General features: G+C 63.0%; 15 protein-coding genes and 1 pseudogene. 5 read left to right on the top strand and 11 right to left on the bottom strand.

The features are described 5' to 3' along the window. The first annotated feature begins 67 nt into the window (after nt 1-67). Nucleotides 68-394 (top strand): DUF2007 domain-containing protein, encoded by a 327-nt coding sequence (locus tag SOM08_RS07980; protein WP_322470471.1) that lies wholly within the window; start codon nt 68-70, stop codon nt 392-394. A gap of 117 nt (nt 395-511) precedes the next feature. On the opposite strand, the gene SOM08_RS07975 is transcribed toward SOM08_RS07980, so the two are convergent. From SOM08_RS07975 to SOM08_RS07965, 3 genes are all read right to left on the bottom strand, one after another. Then, nucleotides 512-1,216, bottom strand: coding sequence for a DMT family transporter (locus SOM08_RS07975; RefSeq protein WP_322470470.1), 705 nt, complete (start codon nt 1,214-1,216; stop codon nt 512-514). 289 nt (nt 1,217-1,505) lie between these two features. After that, the gene (locus SOM08_RS07970) at nt 1,506-2,258 is read right to left on the bottom strand and encodes a class I SAM-dependent methyltransferase (RefSeq protein WP_322470469.1); all 753 of its coding nucleotides are present in this window, start codon (nt 2,256-2,258) and stop codon (nt 1,506-1,508) included. Nucleotides 2,259-2,475: 217 nt separating this feature from the next. After that, nucleotides 2,476-2,922 carry an OsmC family protein gene (locus SOM08_RS07965; protein WP_322470468.1) on the bottom strand — a complete coding sequence of 149 codons (447 nt, stop codon included), beginning with the start codon at nt 2,920-2,922 and terminating at the stop codon, nt 2,476-2,478. Nucleotides 2,923-3,095: 173 nt separating this feature from the next. Between SOM08_RS07965 and SOM08_RS07960 the strand changes: the two genes are divergently transcribed. Next, complete coding sequence (locus SOM08_RS07960; protein WP_322470467.1) at nt 3,096-3,785, top strand: VIT family protein; 690 nt, start codon at nt 3,096-3,098, stop codon at nt 3,783-3,785. A gap of 117 nt (nt 3,786-3,902) precedes the next feature. Here the strand turns inward: SOM08_RS07960 and SOM08_RS07955 are convergent, their stop codons facing one another. Then, nucleotides 3,903-4,172 carry a type II toxin-antitoxin system Phd/YefM family antitoxin gene (locus SOM08_RS07955; protein WP_322470466.1) on the bottom strand — a complete coding sequence of 90 codons (270 nt, stop codon included), beginning with the start codon at nt 4,170-4,172 and terminating at the stop codon, nt 3,903-3,905. A gap of 72 nt (nt 4,173-4,244) precedes the next feature. After that, complete coding sequence (locus SOM08_RS07950) at nt 4,245-5,141, bottom strand: restriction endonuclease (RefSeq protein WP_416187000.1); 897 nt, start codon at nt 5,139-5,141, stop codon at nt 4,245-4,247. 250 nt (nt 5,142-5,391) lie between these two features. On the opposite strand from SOM08_RS07950, the gene SOM08_RS07945 reads away from it, so the two are divergent. Next, nucleotides 5,392-6,762, top strand: coding sequence for a lactonase family protein (locus SOM08_RS07945; protein ID WP_322470464.1), 1,371 nt, complete (start codon nt 5,392-5,394; stop codon nt 6,760-6,762). Nucleotides 6,763-7,023: 261 nt separating this feature from the next. Here the strand turns inward: SOM08_RS07945 and SOM08_RS07940 are convergent. The 6 genes and pseudogenes from SOM08_RS07940 to SOM08_RS07915 form a co-directional block, all read right to left on the bottom strand. After that, nucleotides 7,024-7,278: pseudogene (locus SOM08_RS07940) on the bottom strand (transposase domain-containing protein); the annotation flags it as partial. Nucleotides 7,279-7,320: 42 nt separating this feature from the next. Next, nucleotides 7,321-7,689 (bottom strand): hypothetical protein, encoded by a 369-nt coding sequence (locus SOM08_RS07935; RefSeq protein WP_147326243.1) that lies wholly within the window; start codon nt 7,687-7,689, stop codon nt 7,321-7,323. 324 nt (nt 7,690-8,013) lie between these two features. Then, nucleotides 8,014-8,607 (bottom strand): hypothetical protein, encoded by a 594-nt coding sequence (locus SOM08_RS07930; RefSeq protein WP_322470463.1) that lies wholly within the window; start codon nt 8,605-8,607, stop codon nt 8,014-8,016. A gap of 410 nt (nt 8,608-9,017) precedes the next feature. Next, the gene (locus SOM08_RS07925; protein ID WP_322470462.1) at nt 9,018-10,451 is read right to left on the bottom strand and encodes a UvrD-helicase domain-containing protein; all 1,434 of its coding nucleotides are present in this window, start codon (nt 10,449-10,451) and stop codon (nt 9,018-9,020) included. Next, a complete protein-coding gene (locus tag SOM08_RS07920; RefSeq protein WP_322470461.1) occupies nt 10,444-12,150 on the bottom strand; it encodes an ATP-dependent nuclease in 1,707 nt (568 codons plus the stop codon). The genes SOM08_RS07925 and SOM08_RS07920 overlap by 8 nt, the downstream gene beginning before the upstream one ends. A gap of 326 nt (nt 12,151-12,476) precedes the next feature. Continuing rightward, a complete protein-coding gene (locus tag SOM08_RS07915; RefSeq protein ID WP_322470460.1) occupies nt 12,477-13,223 on the bottom strand; it encodes a TetR/AcrR family transcriptional regulator in 747 nt (248 codons plus the stop codon). 197 nt (nt 13,224-13,420) lie between these two features. On the opposite strand from SOM08_RS07915, the gene SOM08_RS07910 reads away from it, so the two are divergent. Together SOM08_RS07910 and SOM08_RS07905 are read left to right on the top strand one after the other, a co-directional pair. Continuing rightward, on the top strand, nt 13,421-14,203 hold the full coding sequence (locus tag SOM08_RS07910; RefSeq protein WP_322470459.1) for a hypothetical protein: 783 nt from the start codon (nt 13,421-13,423) through the stop codon (nt 14,201-14,203). A gap of 21 nt (nt 14,204-14,224) precedes the next feature. Next, on the top strand, nt 14,225-15,892 hold the full coding sequence (locus SOM08_RS07905) for a GMC family oxidoreductase (protein ID WP_322470458.1): 1,668 nt from the start codon (nt 14,225-14,227) through the stop codon (nt 15,890-15,892). The last annotated feature ends 10 nt before the right edge of the window (nt 15,893-15,902 follow it).

Raw genomic sequence — 15,902 nt, 5'->3', positions numbered from 1 at the left:
TTTCGGACGTCCCGGGCGACGGGGAGTGGACAAATGGGGGATGTGGTGCGCTGCCAGAATGCGCGGCATGAAGACGCTCTACCAAGCCGCCAACGCCGTCGAAGCCCACATGCTGGCGGACTACCTGAAGCAGGAAGGCCTGCATGCGCAGGTGCTGGGCGAGCACCTGCAAGGCGCCGTGGGCGAGCTGCCGGCCGCGGGCCTGGTGCGGCTGGTGATCGACGAGGCGCAGTACGAGGCTGGGCGCGAGGCCATTGCGCGCTGGGAGGCCACGCAGCCCCTGGACACGCCGGCAGCGCCCAGCGCAGTCAACCCCGGCCAGGCCCTGTGGATCTTCGTGCTGGGCCTGCTCGCCGGTGCCATCGGCATGTACGCGCTGATGCAGGCACGCTGAGGACAGCCCATGACCACACCCACCGTGCTCGACCGCTTCGACGAGGCCCTCAAGGCCTTGTTCGCCGAGGCATTGGCCGAGCGGCCCAGCGCGTGAAGCGGGTATGGGGCTTCCCCCTCAAGCCAGAATCGCAAGGGCGGCGCCCACCACCGCCACGATGCTGCCGATCCAGGCCTGAACCGGGAAGCTCTCCCCGCGAAGCACAGACATCAGGAGGATGTACATCACCGGCGACATCGACGACAAGATCACGGCGCGCACGATCCCCGTGCTGGCCAGTGCGGCCAGCAGCAAGGTCATGCCGCCGATCGTGCTGACCAGCGCGCTCACCAGGACGATGGGCAGGTGGGCGCTGCCCTTGGCGCGCGGCGCCCCCCGCACCACCAGGAACACGGGAAGGAAGGCGATGGTGGCAGCGAAGGTTCGCAGGAAAGAGGCAAAGAACGGCGCCACCTCATTGACCACCTCCTTGGCCAGCAAGGCACCGGCGACCTGACAGGCGAGCGCCACGGCAACCAACAAGAACCCCAGACGGGCCGTCGCGGGCTTGTGATACGTACCGCCGGCCTTCTCGGTCGGCGCGCGGAAGATGACAGCCGCAGACACCCCCGCGAAAGCCAGTGTCACGCCAAGCACGGTCAGGGGCTTCACCGCTTCGCGGAACAGGACGCTGCCCAGAACGGCGGTCAGCGGCGCGTGCAGCGCAAAAATGACCGAAGACCGGCGCGGCCCCAGCAGGAACACCGCCTGGAACAGGGCCGCCTCGCCCAGGGCCACGCCGATCACGAACGTGCCGAGCGCCTCGACGCCCTTGTAGGCCACCAGGGGACCGATGGCCCAGCACACCGAGGCGCCCTGGGCGAAGCCTTCGCCCAGGAAAGGTCGCGAATTCTCAGGACCCGACGGACAGGTTTCACGCCACTGATGGGGGGCAGTGATTCAATGTTCATGACCCGCCTTGGGCAGCGCTGAACACCAGCCCAAGCGCCAGGCGCCGCCGGGGCGCCCAGGCGTTGGCCCGTGGCGCCCAGGGTGCCTGGGTTTTTCTGATGGGCCGCTCCAAGGAGCCTGTCAGGAACTTTCTATCGGCGCCTCGACAGCGCGCTGCGGCTCACAGCGCCGGCGGCGGCGCTTCCCGCGTGACGAACCACAGGCGCATCTCGATCTCGACGGCGCGATCGCGGTGCGGCTCGACGAGCGCGAACACGGTGTCGTCGAGGGCTTCGGGCACCTGGTGGCCCAGGTCCAGCACGGCGGACTGCAGTGGCGCGCGGCTGCGCGAGTCATGCACGGCCAGTTCCAGGCGTTCGAGCCTCAAGCGGGAATACCAGTGGGCGATGCGCAGCACCGCCGCCACCGTGTGGTGGCCGAACCCTTGTCCCGCGGCCCTATCCGCCTGCGCATCGGTGCCAGGGTGGCACACGGTCACGAACACGCGCCCCCGCTGATCCAGCAGCGACTCGGCTTGCGCGAGGAAGCGCCCCAACTCGGCCTCGCTGAGGTAGGGCGCCACGCGCACCAGGCGCAGGTAGGCCACCCGCCCCGAGAAAGGCATGGCTTCGTCCAAGCCCATGCCCTGGATGAAGCGCAAGTTCCTGCGCGCGGCGAACCACTGGCTCAGGCGACTCAGCACCCTCGGGCATTGCTCGATGACCACGACCTGGCCGAGGGGCACGGCGTCCGACAAGGCATTTAGGTCGCGCCCCAGGCCCGGGCCCACCTCGACCACGAGCGCGTTGGGGGCCAGCTGGCGGAGCTGCTCGTCGTCGATGGGAGGGACGGTGCGTCCGCCCTTGTGCCAGTGTTCGGCAACGTCCATCAGCTCCTGCGAAGGTGCCCCGGTCCAGGGGTCCCAGTACGGCATGGTGTGCCAGCGTTGGGCGTGCCGATGCGGCGCCGGCACCTGCACGGGTGGCCGCCCACCGGGCAAAGCCCGGGAACCTGCCCCCATGAGCAGTGGCTTGTTCCAAGTGAATGGTGGGCATGGACGGGCACGCAGGTACACGGAGATCCTTTGCTTGGCCGGGTGGTGGGGACCCACTGGGTGGCCAAGGATCAAAGAACGATCCTGCGCGGGTCGCTCAAGCCCCCAAGCGCTGGCCCGTGGCGTCGCTCACCGTCAGGCGCACGTCCATGCCGGTGCGCACGCTCTGCGTGACGGTGCAGAAGGCCTCGAACTGCGCGAGCACGCGGTCCAGGTGCTCCAGCTCGGCGGCGGGCTTGCCCAGGCTCAGCGCCACGTCCACACCCGTGACCCGCAGGCGCTTGTCTTCGTTGCGGCCGATGGTGGCGGTGGCCGTGGCGCGAACCGTGCCGGGGTCCTGCTTGTACTTCTGCAGCGAGAACACCAGGCTGGCACTCAGGCAGTTGGCCACGGCCGCCAGCAGCAGGTGCTCGGGCGAAGGGCCTTCCCCCTGGCCCAGCGGCGCGGGCAGGTCCGCGTTGAGCGTGGGCATGGCGTCGCCAAAATCGACGAGGAACTGGTAGTTCTGCTGGCGGGTGATGGTGACGCTGACGGTATCGCTCATGGTCGGGGGCGGGTGCGGTGGTGTGGGACGGCCACACCTTAACGCGCGCGCGGCGGGCCAGGCTTGAGGCAGGTCAATACCGGCCGCCGCGGCGCACCACCCAAGGCACCTGCCGTGTCACACTGCGCCCGCCCCGCCCCTCCGCTCAATCACCCGGCCCAACCGCCACACCCATGAGACACAGCGAAAGACACCGAACTCACCGCACCGGCTGGCTGCGCGCCGCCGTGCTGGGCGCCAACGACGGCATCGTCTCCACGGCCAGCCTGGTACTGGGCGTGGCGGCCACCGGGGCCGGCACGCAGGCCATTCTGGTGGCGGGCGTGGCCAGCCTGGTGGCCGGGGCCATGTCCATGGCGGCGGGGGAATACGTGTCGGTGAGTTCGCAGGCCGACACCGAAAACGCCGACCTGGCCCGCGAGAAGGCCGAGCTGGCCGACAACCCCCAGCAGGAGCACGCGGAGCTCACCGCCATCTACGTGAAGCGCGGGCTCGACCAGCCGCTGGCCTCGCAAGTGGCCACGCAGCTCATGCAAAAGAACGCACTGGAAGCGCACGCCCGCGACGAGCTGGGCATATCGGACACGCTGGCCGCCAAACCCGTGCAGGCCGCGCTCGCCTCGGCCGCCACCTTTGCGGCGGGTGCGGCCCTGCCCTTGCTGGTGGTGCTGCTGCTGCCGGCGTCGGCGCTCATGTGGGGGGTGGCGGGCACCTCGCTGTTCTTCCTGGCGGCGCTGGGCCTGATCGCGGCGCAGGCCGGCGGCTCGCCGCTGCTCGTGTCGACCGCGCGCGTGAGCTTCTGGGGCGCCCTGGCCATGGGCCTGACTGCGGGCGTGGGGGCGCTGTTCGGGGTGGCTGCGTGAAGGCTCGGTCAAGGAGCGCGGCGAGGGCTCTTCACCGACGTTCGATTTACTGGCGGACCCGCGCCAACTAAACGCCCGACAGCACGGTATCCATCGCCGACACCAAGGCTCGGCTGTTCACCAAGGGCGCAAATCCGCACCTGGAATGCCGTGCGTTTCGAGGCGGGCGTTCTGGGCGGCGATCCAGTCGCCAAACTCGGCGTCGAATGCCTTCTTGCGCGCGGCGCGCGTGGACTTCTCGTGTCGGGTTTGCAGAGCCAGGTACTGTTCGGCCGAGAGGATCACGGTGTCGATCTGGCCGGCTTTCTCCACGAACACCGGTTCGCGCTTGGCCTGGGCGCAGAGGCTGCCAAAACGATTCTTGGCTTCGGTGGCGGTGACGCGCATGGCGGGCTCCTCAAGAGATTGGCCATGTTAGCCATTCAGCCATGGTCAGCACACGAAGGCCGAGGCCTTGCCTCACAAGGGCTGCGTGCCCTTGCAGGCCGGGTAAGCCGAGCAGCCCCAGAACGCACGGCCGGCGCTGGCGCCGCGCTTGGCCACCCGGCGCACCATGGCTTGGCTGCACACCGGGCAGGTGGGCACTGCGGCGGCCGATGCCGCCCCCGCAGCCGCTGGTGATGCCGTGGCTTGCGCGGCGCTAGGCGCCGAGGCCGTGCGCACGGGCGCCGTGGAGGCCCCTGCGGTGGGCCGGCCGCTGCGAATGAGCTGCAGCAAGGCGGGGCCCGTGAGCAGCTGGATGTTGCGGCCCTGCGCGAAAGCCTGGGCCTCGTCGGTGAACCGCCCCGAGCTGACGACGAAGCCGCCCGCCGCGCCGCGCGCGGCCATCACGCCATACAACTCGCGCACCACCGTCACGCCGACCTTCAAGGCCTTCCATTGCTTGCACTGCACCAGGAAGGTTTCGCCGTCCTTGCGCAACACCAGATCGACGCCGCCATCGGCTCCGCCGCCGCCCGACTCCTGCACCGCATAGCCGCGCTGGCGAAAGCCCTCACCCACGAGGACTTCGAAGTCGCGCCAGGACATGCGCTCCAGCGCGTCGGCCGCGCTGCTTTGGCGGACCTCCTGGTGAAGCGACTCGCGCTTGCGGCGCCGCAGAAAGGACAGCAGTGCGCCCAGCAGACAAACCATGGGCACGATGTACTGGCCCGCCATGGCCAGGGCTTTGAGCCAGGTTCCCCAGATCAGCGAAGGGCCGATGGCGCCCGGGGCGAGTGGTGCCGGCGGCGACACGGCCACCGAGTGGAGCAGCAGATAGCCCACAGGGGCGAGCGCCACGCCCACCCACCAGGGCATCAGCGCCACCAGGTCCACAAGGTCATCAAAAAAGCTGGATTTCCGCCTTCTGGGCATTTGTGCATTTCCTCCCTGATTAACCAACACATCGGGTATACCTGTAGGCCAAGAGGCCCGTCGAACCGAACGCCCACATGTGCGAGAAAGTTGCGCTTAATGCGAAGTGCGTGAAGTATGCATTTGGGGCGCGTTGGATGTCGGCATAATCGCCCGCGGTCCGGCAGCTCGAGGTCTCATTCCGGCTTCACGCAGGTTGCGGTGCTGGATCGATGCGCATTCGGATACCCAGATCGTAGAAAGCGAATCGATGATGACGATGAGAAAGGCGGCGGCGGCGGCGGTTTTCTGTTCCCTGGCTGTCGCGGCATGCGGCGGCAGCGGTTCGACTTCCTCCTTCGAAACCCCGGAGTACCGAACCATCCCGGTGACCGTCGTGGGTTTGGCCGGTACGGGTCTTGTTCTGCAGCGCGATGGCTCGGAGACGCTGAGCATCCCCTTGAGCGGCAGCTACCAGTTCACGGCCCAGGTCGCCGTCGGTAGCACTTTTGCCGTCACCGTCGCCAAGCAACCGCTCGCACCTCGACAGACCTGCACGGTCATCCAAGGCTCGGGGACGGTCGACGGCGACGCTTCATTCGGTGTGACGGTGAAATGCATCAATCTCACCACCCGATTCGTGTATGCCACGGACACGGGAGGCAATGAGCTGGCCGCCTTCTCCTTCGACAATGCCGGCGCCCTCTCGCTCATTGGCACGGTGAACAACGGGGCCAGCTCGTATGGCGCGGGCCTGACGCCCGATGGCTTGTTTCTCTATACCGCCAATCGCACGCCAAACACGCTCAGTGCGTACAGCGTAGACACAGGAACCGGCGTCCTGAGCGGCGTTGCCGGTGCTCCATTCGCCGTCGCGGGTCTCGCCCCAAGGGTGCTGGCCATCGCGCCGAGCGGTAAGTTCCTTTATACGGCCACACAAAGCGGCAACACGATCGAGGGCTACGCCATAAGCCAGGGCAGCGGTGCGCTCACCTTGCCCGGATCGTCCACGGCGACCGGAGGTCAACCCCTCGATGTCACCATCACGCCAAATGGCAAGTACCTCTACGCGGCTGCTTTCAACAGCCGTTCCGTGTATGGCTACAGCATCGACGCGAGCACGGGTTCCCTAACGCCCGTTCCGGGCAGCCCGTTCCCGGTCTACGACCTCAGCACCTATGCGCGTTCGTTGAGCATGGATCCGCGCGGTCGATTTCTGTTCGTGCCAACGTACACGACCTCTGTGGCAGCGATGACAATCGACGACGCGACCGGGACGCTGACGATGGTGGCGGGGTCGCCGTTCGGCACGGGCGGAGCGCAGGCGTCCTTCGCGGCAAGCGACGTGAGCGGAAAGTTTCTCTATGTGACCAACGAGAACTCGAACAGCCTCTCAGCGTACAGCGTCGATCAGACGAGTGGACAGCTGACGCCACTGCCAGGCTCTCCTTTCGCCCTCGGCTTCTCGCCGCAGGCGGTTGCAGCCGAGCCGGGCGGCCAGTACTTGCTGGTGTCGCTCCAATCGAGCAAGAGGATCGGCGTGTACGCCCTCGATGCGGACGGCGTGCCGACGGCGGTTAGCGGGTCACCCTTCTCGACGGGCTCCCTAACGCCGGGAGCCCTTGCGGTCCTGGCAAGGTAAACACCTGCCGCAACCGCGGCAGCGCCGTTGACGCGCCGCACGTCGCGGGCGGTAAGCCGGCAAAACGGGCTGGCAGCCACGATCTCTACCGCCGCGTGCTTGGCCATCATTGGGATGGCCCCGCCAGGCGTATCGCTAGAGACAAGGATAAGACCGAAAGCTTCGCGCGTCCGTTGACGACGGTGCCAGTACTGACGTAAGCACGCGGCCAACACATCTTGACGCTGGCCGCAGCGTGCGGCGGCCAGCACAAGCAGGCCGTCAGCTCTGCTGCCAGTGATGCGGGAGCAGTTCGTCGATGCGGCGATACGGCTGCGTCGGCAGGCGTAGGAACACGTCCTTCAGATAGGCATACGGATCGTGCCCATTGGGTTTCGCTGATTGGATCAAGCTCATGACGGCCGCGGCGCGTTGACCAGCACGCAGGCTCCCTGCGAACAGCCAGTTCCCTCTGCCCACGGCAATAGGCCGGATCTGGTTCTCCACGCAGTTGTTGTCCGCAGACAATTTGCCGTCGTGCTTGGAAGTCCGCTCAGGGCCCTGAGCGGACTTCGATTCCTACCGCTTCTTCCGGTAGAGGAAGCCAAATCGTTTCTCGTCGGCTACCGCCACAGCGCGAGCATTCGGCTGGGGAAGTTGCAACTCCAACGCCGCCTTGTTGACATCGTCTGGCACTACCAGTCCGTGTTTGATGTCGAGCTCTGCGAGGGCAGCGATGATGTACTCATCGTTGTCCGCATCATCGAGCCATCCAACCACGATGCGGACGCCATCAGGCGTATCTCCTAAAGTCCGTTCCGCAAACTCGATAAGTTCCTGTGCCCCAGCTTCGGAGTTGCTGAAAGTTGCTTCCGCGTAGCCGTTGGATTGCTCAACAGCGACCTGAAGATTGCCTGATAGCACCAATATCGCGATGAGTTTGAGCATTGAGAGGTCCGTCCGCTTCTGGCCGAACGCGGAAGTCTAGCCATCGCATCGTTGCGCGCAAGCGGTCGACGTTGAAGGCCCGCATCCGAACGACTGGAAAGTGGCGCAGATCGCAAGCTCAAGGCGTCACTCCAGCCGACCGCTCCCAGTCTTGAGCCGACCCAAAAGTCCAGACTTCGGCTTCGCAGCAGAAGCAACCGAAGAACATGACGAGGCCCTATTCACGAGCAGCTCACCATGCGCAAGGAACGCATTGTTCACCGACGACACCATGAGCTGCAGCCTCGTCTTTTCTGACTCCACGAGAGACCCCATGCCCCATTGTCAGGACACCAGCTCAAGATACTCCTGTCGTGTCTGCGGCAGCACGCCTCCTACAACTTGCTCGTAGGACGTGTGGTGGCTGGCCAGCATGCGGGCCGATGCCACGGACTTCGAACGGCAATACCAGTGACAGGTGTGCTGCATCAGGAGCATCTCGGCCAGAATGGCAAAGGCGCGGTCCTTTGCGGAGGTGCCCTGTCGCTCGATCGCACGGCAGATGCCGCGGGCGTGTATGCGCAGCGCCTCGCGCATATCGAAGGACCTGTCGAGCGCGGGCGAGCGTGGCAACCAGATCGGGAACTTGCTCACGCGTGTGGCCGTAGGCTCGACGCCCGCAAAGTCCTCCGCCAGCTTGCAGACTTGCCGACTCAGGACATCTTCGGTCCCGCGCAGCACCTCCCAAACCTGCGCGCTGCGGGTGGAGTCTGATTCGCCCAGGGCGCGCAAGTAGCCCTGCGAAAGCGTCTCAATGTGCTTTTCGATGTCGCGGCCGTCCAGGTAGCGGGCCAAGATGGCTATGCGCCGTTGCTGCTGCCTGGCCTTGGTGATCCATACAGCGACGAGCGTAATGGGAAGGAGAAGAAGGAAATCCACGGACCGATGGTACACAGGCCATCCCCAGATGGCCGCCCGCTATCCAACGGTTGATCACCGAGAACCATGTGGCGATAGCCGCAAAGCGTGTGCTGACGATCACGCCAGGTTGAGGTAGGCGACTGGCCGACGTGTCTAAAGCAGATTGGTCGTTTCCGCTGTCGCTTCATCTGAACTTCGGAGCTGCAACGGCTGCTTCAGACTGGGTGCCGCCGTTGGCGGCAATGTGGCGTGGTGACTGCTGAAGGCTGAAAACAGTCGTTGACGTCCAAGGTTCAAGTGACCGGTAGTCGTGAGACAGGGCATCTGAGCCGCAAGCATTGCCGTTTTCAATCGCTTGCAGCGATGCGGAGACGGTCCACCCGAAAAGTTTCGTGCCTCGCAACCGCGGCTTCTTGGCAACGGCAACCCTAGACGCCCGGCAAACTCCTACCGCTGCAAATGATCGTCAGCGACTTCGCACCCCTAGTCATGGCGACATAAAGATCTTTGGTACCGAGCGAGTCGGCGTCCAAGATCACAGCATGGTCGTACTCGAGTCCTTTGACCAGCAACGTCGTGCCGATGAGCTTCTGGTGCCTGATCGGCCTGCCCGTGTGCCGCATCTCCCTCTGGTACAGGTTCGCGGCTTCAAGGAACGTCGCCGCTGACCCATCTATGTGCAGTTCTAGGACGCTCATGAAGCGGTAGAGCAGATCCCGCCGGTAGGCCGCGGTCTCAGGGTTGTCCTTCAGCAGCAAGATGAAGGCTTTGAGGTTCTTGCTCATCGGCGTCGTGAGGTACTGGTTCGCGGCCGCCAGTAACTCGGGATACTTCGTGGCCTTCGTCTGCTTGGCAATGTTGCCGAGCTTGGTGCCAGCGGTCAGTGTCTTGTCGACACCGGTGAAGCAGTCCTTGGCGAAATCCACGACGTGAAGGAACCTGGCCTTCGTGGTCTTTGCGGAATCGAGCTTCTTGACGAACGAGAAGAGCGCCTTCCCCTCCACTTCCTCAATTGATGAGAACCGGCCTCCCATGGTCCGAGCCAGACGGTGGGTCTTGTTCTTGGATTCCTGATCCCCGCCGTGTAAGGCAATCACGGAGGCGGTGTTGCCCAAGTGCTCACAGAGGATCGCGTACTGCTTGTTGGGTAGGTACTGGGGATCGGTGTAGGCCCGTTTAACGCATGCAGGCAAGCCGTTCATGAGGTCAATTTTCTGACCCTGCTCCAAGGTCTTTCTTGCGGCCTTGAGCCATGCACCCAACAACGGCTGTCCCGCATTGACCCAACGCCATGGCTTCTCCAACTGACCCAAGCAGGTGAAGTTCGGATAGATGTTGGCGTCCCAGTCCACGGGCTTGGCGTCGTCAAAGTCGAAGATGGCCTGCATGGGATCACCCAGAATGCGGGTTGGCAGCACTTCGGCCAACGCGCATACAAGACCATGCTGCAGATCCGAACAATCTTGGTACTCGTCCACATAGACGCCCGCGTAGGTGGCTTTGACGGCACGGCGAACAAAGTCCTTTTTCAGCAGGTTTGAACATGCCTCGTAGAGCGTCGCCCACTGCTTGCTAGTCGGGTTTTCAATCTTCCATCCAGAATTCTTCGGGTAAGCGAGGCAAAGGCGAAGTGACCAACTGGCAATGGTGTCAATCTGGTACCGGGACGCAGGAACACCGAGGGTGCTCATCTTCGTCTTGATGGAATTGATCCCGGCGAACGTGTGAGTCAAGATCAACTGACGGTGGGTGCCCGCCTTCACCGCCATGGCAATCAGGTGCGTCTTGCCGTAACCAGCAGGAGCGATTACATATCCCTTGCCGGTGCATTCAGCGAGCTTGATTGCCAGTTCTTCAGACATGCTCTGCCCATTCCCAGAGCTTGGAGAGCTTCACAGGAATGTCCGTCTTCGAAAAATCGGGATCGCCGAAAGAAGGACTGATGGCCTGAACCCACAAGTCCCCTCGGGTGATGTCCTTGAACCAGGCGCAACTCTTCGCAGCCTTCCCGATGGCAAGTCTCAGATCGGCACTTTCCGCCCACGTGCCAACGTCTTCACTGAGCTCCTTCAGGTACTTGGAACGCACGTTGGCATAGACGGTTAAGCCAGGAACGGTTTGGGCAAGTTTCACACTTGCGATCACACTCGCCCATGGCAAGTCTTGAAAGGCCCGTTCCTCCAACGAGAGCTTGTCGGTCCACACATGAACCGGAATGCCCTTGTCTCTCAACTCTGCTTCATGTCCGGGCGAGAACTGTTTCTCGGCGTCTCCGTCAGCAAGCACGCAGACCTCATAGCCAAGCAGCTTGAAGGCTTCGGCCAATGCTTTGATCCTGCTCGCACCACCAGCGTTCAACAAGGACACGCCGTGGTATGAGAACGGATCCTTTCCTTTCCCGAACTGGTAGTCGTCAAAGCCTCTGAGGAAACCCACTTCCGTAGCCCCTTCACAGACTACGACCTTCTTGGACAGGAAGGCTTCAGCGCTGGATCGAATCTTCCCCTGTGCCTCGTGGGCAACCAAGCCTTCACAGAAGGCGGGAATGACCCGTACAGTGCCAGCCTTGCTGTGAACGATGTAGAGCTCATTGACGGTGAGCTCACGAAGCACAACAGGTGAATGAGTGGTCAAGAAATACTGACCTCGCTTGTCCTCCCGCACATGCTTCAGCAGCCGAGAAATGCGGTGAGGCTCAAGCCCGAATTCAACCTCGTCAAAGAGAGTCACATGGCCCTCTTCAAGACCCATTTTCTGAATGCCGCACAACAGCATTCGCCGTGACCCCAGCCCCAATTGGCGAAGCGGAATGTCGCCGTCATGAAGAGCAAGGCCACCGACCTTCAGGTTCACCGAACTCAGATCCAGGTGGGCCTTGTAGGCTTCCACGACGGGCACACCCAAAATCTTGGCCACCTCCTGAGACTTCACGGCAGCAGCGTCAAAGTTCTTCAGCGTGTTGGGCCTGTCAGCGTCAAGCGAGGTGCGGGCCGTCCTTGTAGCATTGGCAAGCAACTCGTTCAGGCTCTGCGCTTCAGTGAGCTTTGCCAAGGCTGTGCCTGTCGCCCATGAAAGTTGCCTTTCGCTGTAGGTTCCGATCAGGCCCACGCTGACCTTGTTGCGATCACCTTGCATGAAGGGCACACCGTCAGGATTGCGATCACAAACCACCAGCCACTTAGGCTCCAAGTCTTTGCCGACCGTGAAGCGGATTGTCAGGACGGATTCAAGGGCGTCGTCGGCCTCGTCAACGAGCATCCCGGTCTTGGCGTCCCAACCTCGCAGGTACTGGCCGTACTTGTAGAGGGAGACGAAGTCTTCAACGAGATCGCCGATGGACACCTCAACGACGATGGCGTTTTCTACCTTGCCCTTGTAGAAATCCGAGTCGTTGAGAGTCAGGTTCCACTGGGGATAGAACGCATACCTGATTGCTTCAAGGATCGTGGACTTGGACGAGTCGCCTTTCCCAATGAGACAGAAGATGTCCGATGTTGGAAGGCTCCAGTCAAGGTCTTTGACCCCGCGAAAGTTCCTGATCGATATTTTTCTGATTCTCACGAACCCCACTCCCAATTGATAGTTTGCTGACCTTGGGCTTCTCCTCCGCCCAGATCTACTCGTTGCGAGGAAGATTTTCCCCGAACATGAGCGTGCTCTTGCCCCCCCAGCATGTTTAGCGCGTATGCACGACATGAGCAGCAAAGCTGCTTCCCCGCCATTCGGGCGTGTGGGCCGGTCCGTTGAAGAAAGCCGCCTTTGGCTGCCGGGGATCGAAAGACGGTTCCCGCTGCGAAGCCGAAGCCCTGGGAGGACGAGGTCGGCTCAAGAATGATTTCGGCCATTCACGGCCTTCACCAGGAGCACTGCCACCAGCGCAAGCAGATTTACGCCTTCGCCGAACCCAAAGGCGAGCCCGACAGATTGGTCGACGCCAACACGCTGAAACCCGCCGTGAGGAACGGAAGCATCGTCGAGAACACCCGTTCCAGATCGCGAGACGCGTACCGGCCTGATGACAAGCTCTCAATCCGGCCGGGTTCTGCGACCAGCGAAAGCATGGTGCCCACCATGAAGCTGAAGGCATGGAATATGCGCTCCTCCTGCACCTCGGGAAGCGCGCGGGAGAACTCCGCCAGGAACAGCCGCGCGACGGCGTTGTAGTGCACGCCAATGACCTTGGCATAGTCGGGCGCGTTGGAGGCACGTGCCACCAGAAGGGCGTAGTGCTTCCATCCCCGACCGCCTTTGCTGCTCCGTTCGACAAAGGGGCTGACATACCCTGCCACCAACTCTTCGAGGGGAATGGGGCCGTCACCGGCCCGATCACGCGCCGCGTCCAGCAACTGCAACCGCTGATGCGCCATGTAGGAGGCTCTTCGCTCCACCACGCGATCGAAAAGCGCCTCCTTGGTGCCGAAGTGGTACGCGACCAGCGCCAAGCGTGCTTCTGATTGCTGGGCCACCTCCCGCATGGAGGTGCCATGGAAGCCGTGCAACGCAAACAGGATTTCCGCCGCGTCCAGCATCCTGTCGCGTGTTGCGTCGCCCGCCTTGCGTCCGTTCGGTCGGGCCGATCCAGGTACCTGCGGCGGTTCAACGGGCGTTCCGGGCTTGGTCGAAGGCGTGTTCATTTCGGTTGCGGGTCACCGTCGATTGTCGTTTGCCACCTTGTGTGGTCGCGATAAGCATGATAGCTGAACGATTGAACAATCATTGAAAACAGTTTTCCAGTTTTGAGGGGTTCTACATCTCGGACCTTGTCTGTATAAACTTGGTCATGCGTTCAGTTATCTGTTCGAAGTTCGGTAGAAAACCCAGGGGACAAGATATGGGCAGCCCTCTGGAGGTGCGGATTGATGGCACCTTGATCACGCCTGACCAGGTGGAAGGCTGGGAGCGTCGCCGCGCCAAAGCAGTGCTGACGAGGTTGCGAAAAGTCCTCAAGGTCAAAGATGGCTCTCGCGACGACCCGCACGACTTGCGGGCGCAAAGGGCGGAATTGCTTCAACTGAAGGAACGCCTGGGGCGCGCTGGCTTGCGAACGGCCTTGGGCGGCGACATGCGCATGTCGGCCGTGGTGACAAAGCTCATCGTGCGTCTGTCCGGCGCCAAGCGCAAGCAGTGTGTCGTGGAAATTCGGGTGGCTGACTGCAACGCAAGAGCGCTGTCCGGGCATCTCGATGACCTGATGGGCAGTGACACGGCGGTGAACCGCAAGGTGAACCTGTCGGTCTGTCCGGATCACTACCTCCTGGAGCCGCGTGGTGATGTACTGGAAGTCATCGAGACCACAGGTGGCGCACCGTTCCCAGCGCAGTTCTTCTTGCGCTTCAACGACGAGACGGGCCTGAAGACGCCGCGCGATTCGTCGTTTCCCTATCAGTCGGCGGGTACGGCCCGCCTCGCGGATGGAACGGTCATTGGAGGCGTTCGCCATCAGTTCCGTGACGAGGGCGGTGGCTCCCTGATGCGCTTGATGGTCGAGTTTCCGCAACTCACGCTGAGCAGCATGATTCGAGAGCATCAGTGGCATCTCGCCTGCGAGTTCACAAGCTGGGTCCAGGAAATCCTGCGTCGGCGTGATGCAAGCGCGGCGAGTGCATCGACCTGACCGCCAGCGGACCAATTGACCGTGGAACATGACTTCCTGATCGTTGGCGGCGGCACCGCGGGCGCTGTTCTCGCGGCACGCCTCTCAGAGAACGCAGCACATCGCGTCCTGTTGGCCGAGGCAGGTGGCGACGTTTCTGCCTCGGATGCACCCGCAGACATTCGGGACGCCTTCCCCACTGCCACGCTCAATCCCGGCTACTTCTGGAGCGGTCTGACCGCGGCTTCAAAAGACGGCGAAGCACAAGCGCCCTACCCGCAGGCCAGGGTACTGGGAGGCGGCTCTGCCATCAATGGCATGTTTGCGCTCCGAGGCGTACCTTCGGACTATGCGCGCTGGGCGGATTCCGGTGCTGGGGACTTTTCCTGGGAGAAGGTGCTACCTTACTTCCACAGGATCGAGAACGACCATGACCGGCCCGGCGTCAAGGGCGGTCTGCATGCCGTCTCACGGATTCCGAAAACCCAGTGGCCGTCGTTCGCTCGATCGATGGCGACCGCCGCCCAGCGACACGGCTGGCCATTCATTGATGACATCAACGAGCAGCCGGGCGATGGTTTCTTTTCGATGCCGAACGCCATTGACACCGATGCGCGTGTGACCACAGCGGGCTGCTATCTGACCGCAGCGGTTCGGGCACGACCCAACCTCGACATCTGGACGAATACCCAAGTCACCCGCCTGCACCTGATCGACAAACGCGTTTGCTGCGTCGAGGCGGTCCGTAACGGTCTCCGGATTCAACTGCATCCGCGACGCGTGGTGCTATCTGGAGGCGGGATTCACTCGCCGGCCATTCTTTTGCGATCAGGCATCGGCCATGGTCGCGCACTCGCCGCGCTGGGCATCGACGTCAGCCTCGATCTGCCAGGCGTGGGACGAAACCTGCAAAACCATCCGTACGCATTTTTCGCCCTCACGCTGCCACGCGGCAAACGGATGCCGACGGCTCTGCGGCGATTCGCCGTCGCAGGCATGCGTTCGTCGTCACGTCTGCCAGGTGCTCCTGCCGGTGACTTATTCAACTTCGTCATCGGGCGCGTGAGCGGAGAGGCTTTCGGGCCGAGCTTTGCATTGGTGGGGAGCGCCCTCTACGCCCCCAAGTCCCGCGGAAGCGTCACCCTCGCCAGCGCCGATCCCTCCGAACATCCGGTCGTCAATTTCCGGTTCCTGTCTGAACCGTCGGACGCGCCTCGCATGCTCCTGGCCTTGCGACGGGCCGAAAGTCTATTGCGAGAGCCCGACGTTTCATGTGAGTTTCAGGAGGCGTTCCTGCTGCCGGGTGCCTTGTCGGTCAAGCAATTCAACCGGCCCGGCATAGCCGGCAAGGCATTGTCCCTGGCCGCTTCTGCGGCGTCCAACGCGCCTGGCTTTCTGCGCCGCACGATCTTTGGTCACGCTTTCAAAAGCGGCGGCCCCGTGGTGTATCGAGGTGGGCATCGCACCATCTCCGACGAACAGATCCTGACATCCATCAGCCCCATGGGGCACCCGACAAGCACTTGCGCCATGGGTCGCAGCGACAACCCGTTGGCGGTCGTCGACGACGGCTTTCGCGTGCACGGCAGCCACAACCTCTTTGTGGCCGACGCGTCGGTGATGCCGAGCATCCCCAGCGCTAACACCAACCTCCCCACGCTGATGCTGGCCGAAGTGGCAGCAGAGCGCATCGCAAGCCTTTCGATCTGAGAACACTTCC

It is taken from the genome of Hydrogenophaga sp. SNF1, assembly GCF_034421675.1.
Taxonomy (GTDB): domain Bacteria; phylum Pseudomonadota; class Gammaproteobacteria; order Burkholderiales; family Burkholderiaceae_C; genus Hydrogenophaga; species Hydrogenophaga borbori.
The sequence above is the reverse complement of the archived record's forward strand: the minus strand, read 5'-3'. Positions and strand labels throughout refer to the sequence as shown.